Annotated in this window: 13 protein-coding genes; 6 read left to right on the top strand and 7 right to left on the bottom strand. The window is 69.3% G+C overall.

Going from position 1 to position 16,984, the window contains the following annotated elements; all coding sequences use genetic code 11:
- Positions 1-136 precede the first annotated feature (136 nt).
- The 5 genes from gap to secG all read left to right on the top strand — a co-directional run bounded on the left by gap (position 137) and on the right by secG (position 6,633).
- On the top strand, positions 137-1,144 hold the full coding sequence (gap, locus tag HMPREF3121_RS08870) for a type I glyceraldehyde-3-phosphate dehydrogenase (RefSeq protein WP_035124110.1): 1,008 nt from the start codon (positions 137-139) through the stop codon (positions 1,142-1,144).
- Positions 1,145-1,235: 91 nt separating this feature from the next.
- The gene (pgk, locus tag HMPREF3121_RS08865; protein WP_035124035.1) at positions 1,236-2,447 is read left to right on the top strand and encodes a phosphoglycerate kinase; all 1,212 of its coding nucleotides are present in this window, start codon (positions 1,236-1,238) and stop codon (positions 2,445-2,447) included.
- 94 nt (positions 2,448-2,541) lie between these two features.
- Complete coding sequence (gene tpiA, locus HMPREF3121_RS08860) at positions 2,542-3,324, top strand: triose-phosphate isomerase (RefSeq protein ID WP_070522367.1); 783 nt, start codon at positions 2,542-2,544, stop codon at positions 3,322-3,324.
- Positions 3,325-3,459: 135 nt separating this feature from the next.
- Entirely contained in the window at positions 3,460-6,237 is a 2,778-nt protein-coding gene (ppc, locus tag HMPREF3121_RS08855) for a phosphoenolpyruvate carboxylase (RefSeq protein ID WP_070522364.1), read from the top strand.
- Between the two features lie 159 nt (positions 6,238-6,396).
- Positions 6,397-6,633 carry a preprotein translocase subunit SecG gene (gene secG, locus HMPREF3121_RS08850; RefSeq protein ID WP_035124041.1) on the top strand — a complete coding sequence of 79 codons (237 nt, stop codon included), beginning with the start codon at positions 6,397-6,399 and terminating at the stop codon, positions 6,631-6,633.
- A gap of 132 nt (positions 6,634-6,765) precedes the next feature.
- Here secG and pgl read toward each other — a convergent pair whose 3' ends face one another.
- The 5 genes from pgl to tkt all read right to left on the bottom strand — a co-directional run bounded on the left by pgl (position 6,766) and on the right by tkt (position 13,641).
- Positions 6,766-7,503, bottom strand: coding sequence for a 6-phosphogluconolactonase (gene pgl, locus HMPREF3121_RS08845; RefSeq protein ID WP_070522359.1), 738 nt, complete (start codon positions 7,501-7,503; stop codon positions 6,766-6,768).
- Positions 7,500-8,576, bottom strand: a complete 1,077-nt coding sequence (locus tag HMPREF3121_RS08840) for a glucose-6-phosphate dehydrogenase assembly protein OpcA (RefSeq protein WP_070522356.1) — start codon at positions 8,574-8,576, stop codon at positions 7,500-7,502. Before HMPREF3121_RS08840 ends, pgl begins: the two co-directional genes overlap by 4 nt.
- A gap of 47 nt (positions 8,577-8,623) precedes the next feature.
- Positions 8,624-10,177, bottom strand: coding sequence for a glucose-6-phosphate dehydrogenase (gene zwf / locus HMPREF3121_RS08835; RefSeq protein ID WP_070522353.1), 1,554 nt, complete (start codon positions 10,175-10,177; stop codon positions 8,624-8,626).
- 33 nt (positions 10,178-10,210) lie between these two features.
- Positions 10,211-11,329 (bottom strand): transaldolase, encoded by a 1,119-nt coding sequence (gene tal / locus HMPREF3121_RS08830; RefSeq protein WP_070522350.1) that lies wholly within the window; start codon positions 11,327-11,329, stop codon positions 10,211-10,213.
- A gap of 212 nt (positions 11,330-11,541) precedes the next feature.
- Positions 11,542-13,641 (bottom strand): transketolase, encoded by a 2,100-nt coding sequence (gene tkt, locus HMPREF3121_RS08825; RefSeq protein ID WP_070522347.1) that lies wholly within the window; start codon positions 13,639-13,641, stop codon positions 11,542-11,544.
- A 296-nt stretch (positions 13,642-13,937) separates the two neighbouring features.
- Here tkt and HMPREF3121_RS08820 point away from each other — a divergent pair, with 296 nt between their 5' ends.
- The gene (locus HMPREF3121_RS08820; protein WP_256388241.1) at positions 13,938-14,876 is read left to right on the top strand and encodes a heme o synthase; all 939 of its coding nucleotides are present in this window, start codon (positions 13,938-13,940) and stop codon (positions 14,874-14,876) included.
- An 83-nt stretch (positions 14,877-14,959) separates the two neighbouring features.
- Here the strand turns inward: HMPREF3121_RS08820 and HMPREF3121_RS08815 are convergent, their stop codons facing one another.
- Both HMPREF3121_RS08815 and HMPREF3121_RS08810 read right to left on the bottom strand, forming a co-directional pair.
- Positions 14,960-15,946 carry a quinone oxidoreductase family protein gene (locus HMPREF3121_RS08815; protein WP_070522344.1) on the bottom strand — a complete coding sequence of 329 codons (987 nt, stop codon included), beginning with the start codon at positions 15,944-15,946 and terminating at the stop codon, positions 14,960-14,962.
- A gap of 26 nt (positions 15,947-15,972) precedes the next feature.
- A complete protein-coding gene (locus tag HMPREF3121_RS08810) occupies positions 15,973-16,974 on the bottom strand; it encodes a COX15/CtaA family protein (RefSeq protein ID WP_070522458.1) in 1,002 nt (333 codons plus the stop codon).
- Between the last annotated feature and the right edge of the window lie 10 nt (positions 16,975-16,984).

Raw genomic sequence — 16,984 nt, 5'->3', positions numbered from 1 at the left:
GAGGCGTCTCACTGGAATGCGGGCGTTCCACCCCTGCGCATCGGCGGAACCCCACGTACAATTCGAAATTGAACCAGTTGGCCCGGTTCCCGGGCCGTTGGGCAATTCTTAGCCGATTCCTTTGGAGGAGATCATCGTGACGGTTCGTGTAGGCATCAACGGCTTCGGTCGCATCGGACGCAACTTCTTCCGCGCCGTGATCGCGCAGGGCGCCGACCTGGAGATCGTGGCGGTCAATGACCTGACCGACAACAAGACCCTGGCCCACCTGCTCAAGTACGACTCGATCATGGGCAAGCTCGACGCCGAGGTCACCTACGACGACGAGTCCATCACCGTCGACGGCAAGCGCATCATAGCCTGGGCCGAGCGCGACCCGAAGAACCTCCCGTGGGGCGAGAACAACGTCGACATCGTCATCGAGTCGACCGGCTTCTTCACCGACGCCGAGGCCGCCAAGGCCCACATCGACGGCGGCGCCAAGAAGGTCATCATCTCCGCCCCGGCGAAGAACGAGGACGCCACCTTCGTCGTCGGCGTGAACCACACCGACTACGACGCCGAGAAGCACAACATCATCTCGAACGCCTCCTGCACCACCAACTGCCTGGCCCCGATGGCCAAGGTGCTGGACGAGGAGTTCGGCATCGAGCGTGGTCTGATGACCACCATCCACGCCTACACCGGCGACCAGCGCCTGCACGACGCCCCGCACAAGGACCTGCGCCGCGCCCGCGCCGCCGCCCTGAACATCGTCCCGACCTCCACCGGCGCCGCCAAGGCCGTCGCCCTGGTCCTGCCGCAGCTCAAGGGCGTGCTGGACGGCTACGCGCTGCGCGTGCCCACCCCGACCGGCTCCGTCACCGACCTGACCTTCACCGCCAAGAAGGAGGTCTCCGTCGAGGCCGTCAACGCCGCCGTGAAGAAGGCCGCCGAGTCCGACGAGCTCAAGGGCATCCTCGGCTACAACGAGGAGCCGATCGTGTCCAAGGACATCGAGGGCGACCCGCGTTCCTCCATCTTCGACGCGCCGCTGACCAAGGTCATCGGCGACCAGGTCAAGGTCGTCTCCTGGTACGACAACGAGTGGGGCTACTCCTGCCGCCTCGTCGACCTCTCCGTCTACGTCGGCGAGCGCCTCTAAGCTCACCGTTTCACCCACGACCCCAGGGCCGGGGTGTGCCCGCGGGCGCACCCCGGCCCTGGGGTTTCCCACAACGAAGGAAGAAACAGACATGACCGTCAAGACCCTGCAGGATCTTCTCGACGAAGGCGTCGAAGGCCGCTACGTGCTGGTCCGCTCGGACCTCAACGTCCCGCTCAAGGACGGCTCCATCACCGACCCGGGCCGCATCGACGCGTCCGTGCCGACCCTGAAGGCCCTGTCCGACGCCGGCGCCAAGGTCGTCGTCACCGCCCACCTGGGCCGCCCGAAGGGCGAGGTCAACCCCGAGCTGTCCCTCGCCCCGGTCGCCGAGGCGCTGTCCGAGCGCCTGGACCGCTACGTGGCCGTCGCTGGCGACGTCACCGGCGAGGACGCCCACGAGCGCGCCAACGGCCTCACCGACGGTGACGTGCTGCTGCTGGAGAACATCCGCTTCGACGCGCGCGAGACCTCCAAGGACGAGTCCGAGCGCGAGGCCTTCGCCGCCGAGCTCGCCGCCCTGGTGCCGGAGGGCGCCTTCGTGTCCGACGGTTTCGGCGTGGTCCACCGCGCCCAGGCCTCGGTGTACGACGTGGCCAAGAAGCTGCCGCACTACGCCGGCGGCCTGGTCCAGTCCGAGCTGGAGGTGCTGCGCAAGGTCGCCGAGACCCCCGAGAAGCCCTACGCCGTGGTGCTGGGCGGATCGAAGGTCTCCGACAAGCTGGGCGTCATCGAGGCCCTGGCCCCGAAGGTCGACTACCTGATCATCGGCGGCGGCATGTGCTTCACCTTCCTCGCCGCGCAGGGCCACTCCGTGGGCGGCTCGCTGCTGCAGGAGGAGATGATCGACACCTGCAAGGAGCTGATGGAGAAGTACGGCGACCAGCTGGTGCTGCCGACCGACGTCGTCGCCGCCTCCGCGTTCGCCGCCGACGCCGACCACAAGGTCGTCGCCGCCGACGCCATCCCGGAGGGTTGGATGGGCCTGGACATCGGCCCCGAATCCGCCAAGACCTTCGCCGAGAAGCTGGCCGGCACCAAGACCGTGTTCTGGAACGGCCCGATGGGCGTGTTCGAGATGGACGCGTTCGCCAACGGCACCCGCTTCGTCGCCCAGGCGATCATCGACGCGACCCGCGACAACGGCTGCTTCTCCGTCGTCGGCGGCGGCGACTCGGCCGCGGCCGTGCGCACCCTCGGCCTGGACGAGGACGGCTTCAGCCACATCTCCACCGGCGGCGGCGCCTCCCTCGAGTACCTCGAGGGCAAGGACCTCCCCGGCGTCCAGGTGCTCGAGTCCTAGCACCGCCCCTCGTTTTTAAGCGGGTGGCGCGCGCGTCACCGCCGCGCCGCCCGCACCCCATGTTTTTCGACCACCTCAGGAAGTGACACCCACAATGGCTCGCAAGCCCCTCATCGCCGGCAACTGGAAGATGAACCTCAACCACCTGGAGGCCATCGGCGTCGTGCAGAAGCTCGCCTTCGCCCTGCCGAAGGAGTACTACGACAAGGTCGACGTCGCGGTCATCCCGCCGTTCACCGACATCCGTTCCGTGCAGACCCTGGTGGAGGGCGACAAGCTGGCCGTGACCTACGGCGCGCAGGACGTCTCCGTCCACGAGTCGGGCGCCTACACCGGCGAGATTTCCGCGTCGATGCTGGCCAAGCTCGGCTGCCGCTGGGTCGTCGTCGGCCACTCCGAGCGCCGCGAGATGCACGACGAGGACAATGAGCTCGTCGCCAAGAAGGCGAAGGCCGCGCTGAAGGCGTCGATGTCTCCGATCGTCTGCGTCGGCGAGCCGCTGGAGGTCCGCGAGGAGCAGAAGCACGTCGAGTACGTCGTCGAGCAGGTCAAGGGCTCCCTGGAAGGCCTGACCGAGGCGGATCTGGCGAAGGTCGTCATCGCCTACGAGCCGGTGTGGGCCATCGGCACCGGCAAGGTCGCCTCGTCGGCGGATGCGCAGGAGGTCTGCAAGGCCATCCGCGAGACCGTCGCCGAGCTGGGCGGCGAGCAGCTGGCCAAGGAGATGCGCATCCTCTACGGCGGTTCGGTGAAGGCGGAGAACGTCGCCGACATCGTCGGACAGCCCGACGTCGACGGTGGCCTGGTCGGCGGTGCGTCGCTGGACGGCGAGGCCTTCGCCAAGCTGTCCGCCCTCGCCGCCGACGCGGTCAAGTAGTTTCATCGGCTCCGTGCCGTCGTCGTCACGCCCCGGCAACGTTTTCGCGTTGATCCGGGGCGTTTCGCGCGGCGCGTGGCTTTACGACGGTCCGGCCGCGCCGGACGTGCACCCGACATGACAGGAGAAGCCAGCATGCAGGATCAGAGCACGGGGAAGACCAGCGACGAAACGTTGCACGACGACATCCGCCATCTGGGGCGGATCCTCGGCGAGGTGATCCGTGAGCAGGAGGGCGACGACGTCTTCGATCTCGTGGAGAACGCGCGTCGCACCGCGTTCCGCCTTCACCGGGGAGAGGCGGAGATCGGGGAACTGACCGGGTTGTTCCGGGACATCGACCCGGAGGAGGCGACGCCGATCATCCGGGCGTTCACTCACTTCGCCCTGTTGGCGAATCTGGCGGAGGATCTCCACGAGGAGCGTCTGCTGGAAGAGCAGCTCGACGCCGGCGAGGCGCCGCGCGATTCGACCCTCGACGCGACGTGGGAAAAACTGCGCGAGGCGCGGGTGCCGGGTTCCGAGCTGGCGGCGATGATGAACGTCGCGCAGGTCGTGCCGGTGCTCACCGCGCACCCGACGGAGACGCGACGCCGCACGGTGTTCGACGTGCAGAAGCACATCGGCGCCGCGATGCGGGCCCGCCACCAGGTCGAAAACGCCCCGCGCACCGCCCGCACGGACGCGAAGATCGCGGCGCTGGACCTGGAGATCCGCCGGCGCATCATGACGCTGTGGCAGACCGCGCTGATCCGCATGAATCGCCCGGACATCCGCGACGAGGTCGAGGTCGGCCTGCGCTACTACCAGTTGTCGCTGCTGGAGACGGTGCCCGGGCTCAACCGCGACGTCGTGGAGGCCATGCGCGAGATCGGCGGTCCGGACGTGCCGGAGACCCCGGTGGTGCGGATGGGTTCGTGGATCGGCGGCGACCATGACGGCAACCCGTACGTGACGGAGGAGGTCGTCCGCTACGCCACCGACCGCGCCGCGGCGACGATCCTGCGCCACTACGTCAAGCAGCTGCATGCCCTGGAACGTGAGCTGAGCTTCTCCGACCGCCTCACCCAGGTTTCCGTCGACCTGGTGGAATTGGCCAACCGGGGCCAGAACGACGTGCCCAACCGGATCGACGAGCCGTACCGCCGCGCCGTCCACGGAATCCGGGGTCGCGTCGCCGCCACCGCCGTGTCCCGCGTCGGCCACTCGGTCGTGGAGGGGGACTGGTCGGCCCACGAGCCGTATGCGGATGTCGCGGAGATGCGCGCCGATCTCGACGTCGTCGAAGCGTCGCTGCGCCGCAGCAACGATGACCTCATCGCCGATCACCGTCTCGCCGACATCCAGGCCGCCACCGACGTCTTCGGTTTCCACCTGTACTCGCTGGATCTGAGGCAGAACTCCGAGAGCCACGAGGACATCCTCACCGAGTTGTTCCGCCAGGCCGGCGTCGCGGAGGATTACCGGTCGCTGCCGGAGCGCCGCCGCGTCGAGATCCTCACGAAGGAGCTCGCCTCGGCCCGCCCGCTGGTCCCGCGCGGCGTGACGTTGTCGGAGGCCACCGAGCGGGAACTGGGCATCATGCGCGCGGCGGCCGACGCCGTGGCCGCCTACGGGCCGGAGGTCGTGCCGCAGTGCATCATCTCGATGTGCGCGTCGGTGTCCGACCTGCTGGAGCCGATGATCCTGCTCAAGGAGGTCGGGTTGATCTCCGTCGACGACGGCGTGCTCGGCGGCACCGTCGACGTCGTGCCGCTGTTCGAGACCATCGAGGACCTGCAGGCCGGCGCGTCGGTGCTGCGGTCGGCGTGGGACGTTCCGCTGTACCGCCGCTACGTCGCCTCCCGCGGCGACGTGCAGGAGGTCATGCTCGGCTACTCCGACTCGAACAAGGACGGCGGCTACTTCGCCGCGAACTGGGCGCTGTACGACGCGGAGACCGCGATCGCGAAGGTGTCGCGCGACGAGGGCATCCGGCTGCGCCTGTTCCACGGTCGCGGCGGCACCGTCGGTCGCGGCGGCGGCCCGTCCTACGACGCGATCCTGGCCCAGCCGAAGGGTGCGGTGCAGGGTTCGGTGCGCATCACCGAGCAGGGCGAGATCATCTCGGCGAAGTACGGCCACCCGGTGGCGGCCCGCCGCAACCTGGAGGCCCTGGTGTCGGCGACCATCGAGTCGACGCTGCTCGACCTGGAGGACCTCAACGACCAGGAGCGGGCCTACCAGGTGATGTCGGAGATCTCGGAGCGTTCCCGCGACGCCTACGCGGCGCTCATGCACGACGACCCGGGCTTCATCGAGTTCTTCGAAACCTCCACGCCCGTCGGCGAGATCGGCAGCCTGAACATCGGTTCGCGTCCGTCGTCGCGCAAGCAGACGACGTCGATCTCCGATTTGCGCGCCATCCCGTGGGTGCTGGCGTGGTCGCAGCAGCGGTCGATGGTGCCGGGCTGGTTCGGCGTCGGCACGGCCCTGCGGGAGTGGATCGGCGACGACGAGGACGGTTCCCGCCTGGAGGAGCTGCGCGAGCTCAAGCGTTCGTGGCCCTTCTTCGATTCGGTGCTGTCGAACATGGCGCAGGTCATGTCGAAGTCGGATCTGGAGCTGGCCAGGCTGTACGCGGATCTGGTGTCCGACCGCGAGGTCGCCGACCGCATCTTCAACCGCATCCGCGAGGAGTACGAGCTGACCCTCGAGATGTTCATGAAGGTCACCGGCTACTCGTCGCTGTTGGAGGACAACCCGCTGCTGGCGCGTTCGGTGGACATGCGGTTCCCGTACCTCATGCCGCTCAACGCGATTCAGCTGGAGATGCTGCGCCGCTACCGTGCCGGCGACGCCCGTGACAAGGTCCGGGCGGGCATCCAGCTGACCATGAACGGTTTGGCCACGGCGCTGCGCAACTCGGGTTAGTCGGCGACTTCCGCCGCCGCGCGCCGACGCGCCGCACCCGCGAACTGCGCGGCGCGGCGCCGGTGCGGTACCCTGGTCAGTTGATCGCGGATCCGGTCGCACCGGGTCCGCCGCCGACAAACGGCACCATGATTCGTCGACAACCGTAGGGAAGTGCGCGTGTACCTCGCCATCCAGATCGTCCTGGTCATCACCTCCGTGCTGATGTCCCTGTTCGTCCTGCTCCACAAGGGCAAGGGCGGCGGCCTGTCCAGCCTGTTCGGCGGCGGCATGCAGTCGAACCTGTCGGGTTCGACGGTGGTGGAGAAGAACCTCGACTACATCACCATCATCACGGCCATCCTGTGGCTGGCGTCGATCGTGCTCCTCGGCCTGTTCCAGGCCTTCGGTTGGTAGGCGACGCCGTCGGCCGCGCGTGGTTGCGCGGCCTTGCGTGACGACGAGGGGCCCGGGCGAATCATCGCCCGGGCCCCTTTTTTCGCGCTTTCTCCGCCCGCCGGCGAGAAAACGGCGGGAGGGTCGTCCCCGCTACAGCATGGACGCGGCGGCGTCGTCGACGAACACGATCGTCTCCTGCGTGCCGTGGACTCCGGCGGCGGGCCAGTCGGCCGGGTCCGCGCCGTCGGCGATGGCCTTGACCGCCTCGGCCTTGGCTTCGCCGGAGACCAGCAGCCACACCCGTCGGCTGGCATTGACCGCCGGCAGCGTCAGAGACACGCGGGTCGGCGGCGGCTTCGGGCAGTCGCGGACCTCGACGACGGTGCGCTCGGTCTCGACGATCGCCGGGGTGTGCGGGAACAGCGAGTTGACGTGACCCTCCGGGCCCATGCCCAGCAGGTGCAGGTCGAAGCCGTCGGGGGCGTGCATCGCCAGGATGTCGGCGTAGGCGTCGGCCGCGCACACCGGGTCGTTCAGGTAGGCGCCGCCGGACGGGGCGATGGGGAACACGTGCGACTCCGGGATGCCCACGTGGTCGAGCAGGGCCTCGCGGGCCTGGCCGACGTTGCGGTCCGGGGACTCCTCGGGCACGAAACGCTCGTCGCCAAAGAAGATCATGATCCGCCCCCAGTCGACGTCGCCGGAGTCGGCGGCCAGGGCGGCCAACAGGCCGATGCCGGCGCCGCCGCCGGTCACGGCGACGCGGGCCATGCCGTCGTCGGCCTGCGCGGCGGTGACGACGTCGACGAAACGGGCACGGGCGGCCTCCACCAGGGCGTCCGGGTCGGCGTGGCGGGAAAACTCGGGCGCGGGGGCGGTGTCGGTCATCGGGAAGACTCCTCGGGGTCGTGGGCGAAAGCGGAAACGGACGGGGAACCGGATGCGGACGAACCGTCGTCAAGCGAACCGTCCTCCGCCTCCCGGGCCTGCTGCGCCGTGAGGCGACGAATGCGGCCCAAACCGCGCAAGGCGCGCGCGTAGGCGGTGTCGGGATCGAGGTGGCGCAGTTCCTCGGCCAGGCAATCGACGGTGGTTCGACGCGACAGGGCCACCTTGAACGGCGGGCTGCCCATGATGGTCACGCACGCCGTCGTCGCGTTTTCCACCTCGACGATGACGTCGGTCGGCGTGCCGTCCTCACCGGGGCGCGACAACGTCACCTTCGTCACCGGCGGCTTCGCCACGCCATCGGCGTCGACGGGAACCTCCGGCTCATCGGTGACCACCCGCAGCACCGGCACGGCCAGACGGTCGGCCAGCCAACCTGCGGCGACGTCGACCGACGGATCCTCGCCCGGGCCCTCGATCCGCGCCGCGGTGATCGGGCCATGCGGCGGGGAATCCAGCGCCGAGGCCAGCACCCCACGCCACGCAGTCAAACGCGACCACGCCAAATCCGAATCGCCCGGCGTGTACCCCGTGCGACGGGTGTACACCGCGTTGGCGTCGGGGTCCGCCAGCGAATCGGTGATGCGACGCTGCGCGATTTGACCGATCGGCGTCGCCGCCGGCACCTGCGGCGGCGTCGACGGCCACCACGCCACCACCGGCGTGTCCGGCAGCAGCAGGGGAGTGACGATCGCCTCCGGGTGCGCCCCGACCTCGCCTTCCATGTGCATGACGACGACCTCCGCGGCACCCGCGTCACCGCCCAGGCGCAATTCCGCGTCGAGGCGGCTCGCCCCCCGCGGCTCGCCGGCGACGAGCACCAGCACGCGGGCCGGGTGCTCCCGGGAGACGCTGTTGACCGTCTTGATGATGGTCTCCAGGTCATCGTCTCCCTGCGCCAGCACGATGAGCGTGAGCACGCGACCGGTGGTGACGATGCCGCCCGTCTCGCGCAGCGTCACCAGCTGGCGGGCGATGACGCGGGTGTCGGTGTCGGGCAAATTGATGATCATTGGCACGGTAATCCTTTCCCAAGTACCTGTTTCGCCTGTCCCGCCCGTCAGGGACGGCGCCAGGTGCGGCCTTCACGCTCGAGCATCCGATCGGCCGACGCCGGCCCCCACGTGCCCGCGGAATACTCGTCCGGCTGGCCCCGCTTGCCCCAGTACTCGATCACCGGATCGAGGATCTTCCAGGACAACTCGACCTCCTCGTTGGTGGGGAAGAGGCTGGCCTCGTCGAGAAGCGCATCGAGGATGAGACGCTCGTACGCCTCCGGCGACTGCTCCGTGAACGACTCCGAGTAGGAGAAGTCCATGTTGACGTCGCGGACCTCCATCGTCGAGCCCGGGACCTTGGAACCGAAGCGCATGAGCACGCCCTCGTCCGGCTGCACGCGGATGACCATGGCGTTCTGGCCGAGGGCCGTGGTCATGGTGTCCGCGAAGGGCAGGTGCGGGGCGGACTTGAACACCAACGCGATCTCCGTGACGCGCCGGCCCAGACGCTTGCCCGAGCGCAGGTAGAACGGCACGCCCGCCCAGCGACGGGAATTGATCTGCAGCGTGCACGCCGCATACGTCTCCGTCGTCGACTCCGGGTCGAAGCCCTCCTCCTCGCGCAGCCCCTTGACGTAGTGGCTGCCCTGCCACCCCGCCGAGTACTGGCCGCGCGCCGTCGTCCTCGACAGCGGACGCACCGGCTCGGTCGCGCGCAGCACCTTGATCTTCTCCGCCTGCAGCTCCTCCGGCGTGAACGCCACCGGCTCCTCCATGGCCACCAGGGCCAGCAGCTGCAGCAGGTGATTCTGGATCACGTCGCGGGCGGCGCCGATGCCGTCGTAGTAGCCGGCGCGGCCGCCCAAGCCGATGTCCTCGGCCATGGTGATCTGCACGTGGTCGACGTAGTGCGAGTTCCACAGCGGATCGAACAGCTGGTTGGCAAACCGCATGGCCAGGATGTTCTGCACCGTCTCCTTGCCCAGGTAGTGGTCGATGCGGAACACCGACGTCTCCGGGAATACGGAGTTGACGATCCGGTTGAGCTCCTGGGCCGATTCGAGGTCGTGGCCGAAGGGCTTCTCGATGATCACGCGCCGCCAGTTCTCCTCGCCGGCCTGCGCCAGGCCCGCACGATCGAGCTGATGGCACACGTCCGGGAAATTGTCCGGCGGGATGGACAGGTAGTACGCCCAGTTGCCCGCGGTGCCACGGGAGTCGTCGAGCTCGGCGAGCTTGGCGGCCAGCCGGTCGAACGCCTCGTCGTCGACGAATGTGCCCTGCACGAAGTGGATGCCCTCGGCCAGGCGCCGCCACACGTTTTCACGGAACGGCGTGCGGGCCCCGGCCTCGACGGCCTCGCGGACGTAGTTTTCGAAGTACTCCTTCGACCACTCGCGACGGCCGTAGCCGACGAGGGCGAAGGACGCGGGCAGCAGACCGCGGTTGGCCAGGTCGTAGATGGCCGGGAGGAGCTTCTTGCGGGCCAGGTCGCCCGTGACGCCGAAGATGACCATGCCGCCCGGCCCCGCGATGCGGGGAAGGCGCTTGTCCTGCGGGTCACGCAGGGGATTGGTCCAATCGTCGGCGATCGTGCCGGAGATGTCAGAGGTCACGGAAGGTTCTTTCGGAAAAGAGGGGAGGATGGGCTAGCCGCGGATCTCGCGCAGACGGCCGTCGATGGAGTCGAGCAGCTCCTGCCACGAATCGACGAACTTCTCCACGCCCTCGCGCTCGAGGACGGCGAAAACGTCGTCGAGGTCGACTCCGGCGGCGGCGATGGCGGCCATGGTCTCGCGCGCCTGCTCGCCGCGACCGGTCAGGGTGTCGGAGATGCCGTCGAGGTCGGCGTCGGCGGTGGCGCGCAGGGTCTTCTCCGGCATGGTGTTGACGGTGTGCGGGCCGGCCAGCTCGGTGACGTACAGGGTGTCGGGGTACTCCGGGTTCTTCACGCCGGTCGACGCCCACAGGGGACGCTGGACGTGGGCGCCGGCCTCGGCCAGCGGGGCCCAACGCTCGGCGTCGGCCGCGAAGGCGCGCTCGAACTCGGTGTAGGCCAGCCGCGCGTTGGCCACGCCGGCCTTGCCGCGCAGCTCCAGCGCGTCGCCGCCGATGGCCTCCAGGCGCTTGTCGACCTCGGTGTCGACGCGCGAGACGAAGAAGGACGCCACCGAGTGGATGGTGGACAGGTCGAGGCCGTTGTCGCGGGCGCGCTCGATGCCGGCGATGAACGCGTCGACGACCTGGCGGTAGCGCTCCACCGAGAAGATGAGGGTGACGTTGACGCTGATGCCCTCGGCCAACGCATCCGACACCGCCGGCAGGGACGCGTCGGTGGCGGGGATCTTGATCATCGCGTTGGCCTTGCCCACGCGCTCCCACAGGCGGCGGGCCTGGGCGATGGTCGCGTCGTAATCGTCGGCGTACCGCGGGTCCACCTCGATGGACACCCGCCCGTCGGCGCCGCCGGTGCGGGCGGAGACGTCGGCGAGCTCGTCGCAGGCGCGGCGGACGTCGTCGATGGCCATGGTGAAGACGGTCTCGGCGGCGTCGGCGCCGGAGCCGGCGAGCTCACGCAGCTGCCCGTCGTAGGCGTCGCCGGTGGTCATCCCCGAGGAGAAGATGGCCGGGTTGGTGGTCACGCCCACCACGGCGTACTCGTCGACGAGCGCCGTCAGCTCTCCTCCCTCGAGTCGCTGACGGGAAAGATCGTCGAGCCAGGCCGACGTGCCGGCGGTGGCGAGTGCGGCGAGATTGGGGTTGGTCATCGGTGCCCTTCCTGGAGTGCTGGTCTTCTGTCTCGTTCGCTTCAATTGTCGCGTTCGGTAAGGCGCGCGCATCGGCATCCGGCTGATCCCGAATGCGACGGCCCATGCGGATCCCACGTTAGCGTCGACAAGCGTGCGCCGCCCCGGTTCGCGAAGGACGACCGGGGCGGCGGGGACGTGCTGCCGGGGATTGTTCCGCGGCGTCGGCGGCTCTACTCGGCGGCGGCCAGCGACTCGCGGGCGGCGGCGACGACGGCCTCGGTGGTGATGCCGAACTCGTCGAACAGGCGCTGGTACGGAGCCGAGGCACCGAAGTGCTCGATGGACACCGCACGGCCGGCGTCGCCGAGGTACTTGTGCCACGGCATCGCGATGCCGGCCTCGACCGACACGCGGGCGCGGACGGACGCCGGCAGCACCGACTCGCGGTACTCGTCGTCCTGCCGATCGAACCAGTCCAGCGAGGGAGCCGACACGACGCGGGCCTTGACGCCCTCGCCGGCCAGCACGCCGGCGGCCTCGACGGCGATCTGAACCTCGGAACCGGTGGCCATCAGGACGATGTCCGGCTCGCCGCCCTCGGCCTCGACCAGGACGTAAGCGCCGCGGCGCACGCCTTCGGCGGCCTTCTCCTTCGTGCCCTCCAGCACCGGCACGTTCTGGCGGGTCAGGGCCAGCGCCTTCGGGCCGGACGGACCCTCGAGCGCGGCGACCCACGCGGCGGCGGTCTCGTTGGCGTCGGCCGGACGAAGGGTCGTCATGCCCGGCATGGCGCGCAGGGTGGCCAGCTGCTCGATCGGCTGGTGCGTCGGACCGTCCTCGCCCAGACCGATGGAGTCGTGCGTCCACACGTACAGCGGGGAGATGTCCATCAGCGCCGCCAGGCGGACCGCCGGGCGCATGTAATCGGAGAAGATGAGGAACGTGCCGCCATACGGCCGGGTGCCGCCGTGCAGGGCGATGCCGTTGAGGATCGCGCCCATGGCGTGCTCGCGGATGCCGAAGTGCAGGTTGCGGCCGTACGGGTGGGTCGTCCACGTATCGGTGGTGATCTCCTTCGGGCCGAACGACGGCTCGCCCTTGATCACGGTGTTGTTCGAGCCGGCCAAGTCGGCGGAGCCTCCCCACAGCTCCGGCAGGGTCTTGCCCAGCGCCTGCAACGCGGCTTCGGAGGCCTTGCGGGTGGCCACGCCGGCGGCGTCGGGCTCCCACGACGGCACCTCGTCGGCGAAGCCCTCGGGCAACTCGCCGGCCTCGAGACGGTCGAACAGGGCCTTGCGCTCCGGGTTGGCGGCGGCCCACTCGTCGAACGACTTCTGCCACTCGGCGCGGGCGTCGCCCGAACGCTTCGCGACGGCGCGGGTGTGCTCGATGACCTCGTCGGAAACCTCGAAGGTCTGCTCCGGATCGAAGCCGAGCTCCTTCTTGATCAGCGCGACCTCGTCGTCGCCGAGCGCGGCGCCGTGGGAGGCGCCGGTGTTCATGGCGTTGGGGGCCGGGTACGCGATGACGGTGCGCACGCGGATGAAGGTCGGACGCTGCGTGTCGGCCTTGGCCTCCTCGACGGCGCGCTCGATGGCCTCGACGTCCTCGCCGCCGTCGACCTCGATGACCTGCCAGCCGTAGGAGCGGTAGCGGTCGGCGACGTTTTCGGTGAAGGCGATGGTGGTGTCGTCTTCGATGGAGATGCCGTTGTCGTCCCAGAAGACGATGAGGTTGCCCAGCTGCTGGGTGCCGGCGATGGACCCCGCCTCGGCGGTGACGCCCTCCTGGACGTCACCGTCGGAGGCGATGACGTAGATGTAATGGTCGAACGGCGACTGGCCGGCGGGGGCGTCCGGGTCGAACAGGCCACGCTCGCGGCGGGCGGCCATCGCCATGCCGACGGCGGAGGCGAGGCCCTGGCCGAGGGGGCCGGTGGTGATCTCCACGCCGTCGGTGTGGCCGTACTCCGGGTGGCCCGGAGTCAGGGAGTCCCAGGTGCGCAGGGCCTTGAGGTCGTCGAGCTCCAGCCCGAAGCCCGCCATGTACAGCTGGATGTACTGCGTCAGCGAGGAGTGGCCGCAGGAGAGGATGAAGCGGTCGCGGCCGACCCACTTCGGGTCCTTCGGGTCGAGGCGCATGACGCGCTGGTACAGGGAGTACGCCAGCGGGGCGAGGCTCATGGCGGTGCCGGGGTGGCCGGACCCGCAATTCTGCACGGCGTCGGCGGCCAGAACTCGGACGGTGTCGACGGCCCGGGTGTCCAGGTCGGTCCAGTCCGAGGGGTAATTCCGCACGACGCGGGCCTGCAGCTCGGGGGAGAGGGTCACTGTGAATGCTCCTGGTTCTCGCTCGCGAATGAGTTCGGCGCCCATTGTAGGCGCAAACAACGCGGTTTCCGGGGCCACTCGCGGGGGAAGCGTCGGCATTCGGCGCGGGTGACGTGGCGCACTTCCCCCGGCGGCACGCCGCCCCGGTGCCCACCGGGGCATCCGGCAGGCGCTACCATGGCCGGGTCCGGTTCGTCGGCGCCCGCGCCCGTCCCGGTCATTTCCGTGCCGTCGCTGAAGGATCGGGAACTTTTCGCCCGCTCCGCCCGACCGTTTGAGTTGGAGCGTCAACTCATGTGAGAGGAAACCCTTTGCTGGACACCGTCAAGGCGTATGTGGCGTTGACCAAGCCGCGCGTCATCGAGCTGCTTCTCGTCGCCGCGATCCCGGCGATGCTGCAGGCCGACCGGGGCAACGTTCACGTCGGTCTGATCCTTCTCACGCTGGTGGGCGGTTGGATGGGCGCCGCGGCCGCGAACACGTTCAACATGGTCGCGGATTCGGACATCGACAAGGTCATGAACCGCACGCGCAAGCGTCCGCTGGCCCGGCAGTCGGTGAGCAACCGCAACGCGATGATCTTCGGTTCCGTGCTGACGGTGGCGAGTTTCCTGTGGCTGTGGCTGCTGTGCGATTCGCTGCTCGCGGCGGTGTTCATTCTGCTGACCATCGCGTTTTACGTGTTCGTCTACACGCTGTGGCTCAAGCGCCGCACGGATCAGAACGTGGTGTGGGGCGGCGCCGCCGGGTGCATGCCGGTGCTGGTCGGCTGGGCGGTGATCACGGACAACGCTCCGGAGGTCACCGGCTGGTTGCACTGGTGGCAGGCGATCGTCCTGTTCCTGGTCATCTTCTTCTGGACGCCGCCGCACACGTGGGCGCTGGGCCTGAAGTACCGCGAGGATTACGAGGCCGCGGGCGTGCCGATGATGCCGGTGGTCCGTCCGCCGCTGTACGTCACGGTGCGCATCATCGCCTACACGCTGGCGACGGTGGCTACCACGTTCCTGCTCATCCCGGCGGCCGGTTGGGTGTACCTGGTGGTGTCCGTGGTGGCCGGCGCGTGGTTCACGTGGGGTGCCGTCGCCCTGCACAAGTCGGTGAAGGCCGGCGGCGAGATCAAGCCGATGAAGCTGTTCCTGCTGTCGAACAACTACCTGGCGCTCGTGTGCGTCGGTCTGTCGGTCGATGCGGTGCTGGGGCTGCGCACCGTCGCGGAGATGGTCGGTTTCTAGCGACCCCGCACGGTCGAACCCTCCCGGACCTTTCCGGTCGCGGGAGGGTTTTCCCGTCTGCGGCGTCGGTTGCGTGACGACGCCTACGGGATGAGGACCACCGACCCGGTCGTGGACCGCGCCTGGAGCGCACGGTGTGCCTCGGCGGCGTCGGAAAGCGGGAAACGGTCGCCGACGCGCACGCTCAGGGTGCCGTCCTCGATCGCCGACATGACGTCGTCGGCGCGGGCGGCGAGCTCGGCATGGCCGCGGATGAAGTGGCGCAGGTGCGGGCGGGTGAGGAAGAGGGAGCCGTGGTCGTTGAGCTTCTGCGGATCCATCGGCGGCACCGCGCCCGACGCCGCCCCGAACAGCGCCACCAGGCCCCGGACGCGGGCGCACCGCAGCGACGTGTCGAACGTCGCCCGGCCCACGCCGTCGAAGACCACGTCGACGCCGACGCCTCCGGTCCATTCGGCGACTCGAGCCGGCACGTCGTCGTCGTAACGCAGCACCAGGTCGGCGCCCGCCTCGCGCGACAGGACTTCCTTGGCGTCGGTGGACACGATGGTGGCCACGCGCGCACCTGCGGCGACGGCCAACTGGGTCAGCAACAGCCCCACCCCGCCGGCACCGGCGGTGAGCAGCACCGTGTAGTCGGCCGACAAGCGCCCGACGTCGTGGACGAGGAAATGGGCCGTCAGGCCCTGCAGGAGAATCGAGGCGGCCACGTCATCGTCGATGCCGTCGGGCACCGCGACGAGGGAGTCGACCGGAACCGCGACGAGCTCCGCGTAGGAATCCGGGGCGTTGCACCACGCGACCCGGTCGCCGACGCGCCAACCGCCGTCACCGGAACCATCCGCGACCCCGGGGCCGAGCGCGACGATGCGGCCGACGCCCTCCGCCCCCGGAGTAAACGGCAGGGGCCGGGGATAGATGCCCTCCCGCTGGTACACGTCGGTGAAATTGACGCCGACCGCATCAACGGACACGAGGACCTCCCCGTCGCCCGGGACGGGGTCGGGGAGGTCCTCGCGAAAGAGCAGATGGTCGGGGCCGCCGAAGGATTCGATGAGGATTCCGCGCATGCGGCCAGCCTACCGATCCGCGAAAACTAGGCGGCCACCTTCGCGGTGGCGGAATTGTGCTCGGCGTCGCCGGCGGGGGAGCCGGTCGCCGTGGCGGTGCCGCCGGCGTGGCGCCACCCCAACTGCCACACGATGGCGGTGACGGCGGTCAGGGCACCGGAACCGGCGACGTGGACCGGCACGAGGGCCTCGGGCACCCCGGCCCAGTACTGGACCATGCCGACGGCGGCCTGCGCGACGATGAGTCCCACCAGCCACCAGCCGAGCTTGCGCAGCGCCGGCTCGGCGTTGAGCGCGATGAGCCCGAAGACCAGGCCGATGGCCAGGCCGAGGTACAGGTACATGAAACCGGCGTGGACGTGCGACAGCTCGATGATGGGCAGCTGCAGGCGATCCTCCGGCAGCACGTCGGCGTCGCCCGCGTGCGGACCCGCACCGGTGACCATGGTGCCGGTGACCAGCGTGCCGGCCAGGGCGATGCCGGTGCCCGCGGCGAGCATGCGCAGCGGCTTGGCGTAGGTGCGCACCTCATGGCCGTCGTCGGGTTCCTGGACCTTGACGTAGACCATGCCCGCCAGCCACACCAGCAGCATCGAGGGCAGGAAGTGCAGCGCGACGGCGTACCACTTCAGGTCGACGATCACCGAAATGCCGCCGATGATCGCCTGAACGATGACGCCGAGGCCGTTGAGGAACGCCAACACGACGATCGCCTTGCGCCGGCCGGCGCGAATGACCGCGAGGAACAGCGCCAGCGTCAGCGCGACGAGAACGAAGGTCAGAAGTCGGTTGCCGAACTCGATCGCCTGGTGCAGGGCGGGCGCCGCCCCCGGAACCGGGGTGAAGCTGCCCGGGTGGCACTGCGGCCACGAATCGCAGCCGAGGCCCGAACCGGTCACGCGGACCACGGAACCGGTGACCGCGATGCCGGCTTGGGCGATGACCACCAGCAGGGCGATGATCCGCTGCTGGGCGATCGTCGGCAAAGGCAGGAAGGACAAGGGAAGATTACGGTCGGCGTCGCTCACGCCTTCCAAG

This window comes from Corynebacterium sp. HMSC11E11 (assembly GCF_001807025.1).
Classification (GTDB): Bacteria; Actinomycetota; Actinomycetes; order Mycobacteriales; family Mycobacteriaceae; genus Corynebacterium; species Corynebacterium freneyi.
This window is presented reverse-complemented; position numbering and strand designations above follow the sequence as displayed.

What these genes read in the sequence shown, in the direction of transcription:
- pgk (WP_035124035.1), top strand. Translation starts at nt 1,236, where the DNA reads ATGACCGTCAAGACCCTGCAGGATCTTCTCGACGAAGGCGTCGAAGGC.
- tpiA (WP_070522367.1), top strand. Translation starts at nt 2,542, where the DNA reads ATGGCTCGCAAGCCCCTCATCGCCGGCAACTGGAAGATGAACCTCAAC.
- ppc (WP_070522364.1), top strand. Translation starts at nt 3,460, where the DNA reads ATGCAGGATCAGAGCACGGGGAAGACCAGCGACGAAACGTTGCACGAC.
- pgl (WP_070522359.1), bottom strand. Translation starts at nt 7,503, where the DNA reads ATGACCGACACCGCCCCCGCGCCCGAGTTTTCCCGCCACGCCGACCCG.
- HMPREF3121_RS08840 (WP_070522356.1), bottom strand. Translation starts at nt 8,576, where the DNA reads ATGATCATCAATTTGCCCGACACCGACACCCGCGTCATCGCCCGCCAG.
- tal (WP_070522350.1), bottom strand. Translation starts at nt 11,329, where the DNA reads ATGACCAACCCCAATCTCGCCGCACTCGCCACCGCCGGCACGTCGGCC.
- HMPREF3121_RS08815 (WP_070522344.1), bottom strand. Translation starts at nt 15,946, where the DNA reads ATGCGCGGAATCCTCATCGAATCCTTCGGCGGCCCCGACCATCTGCTC.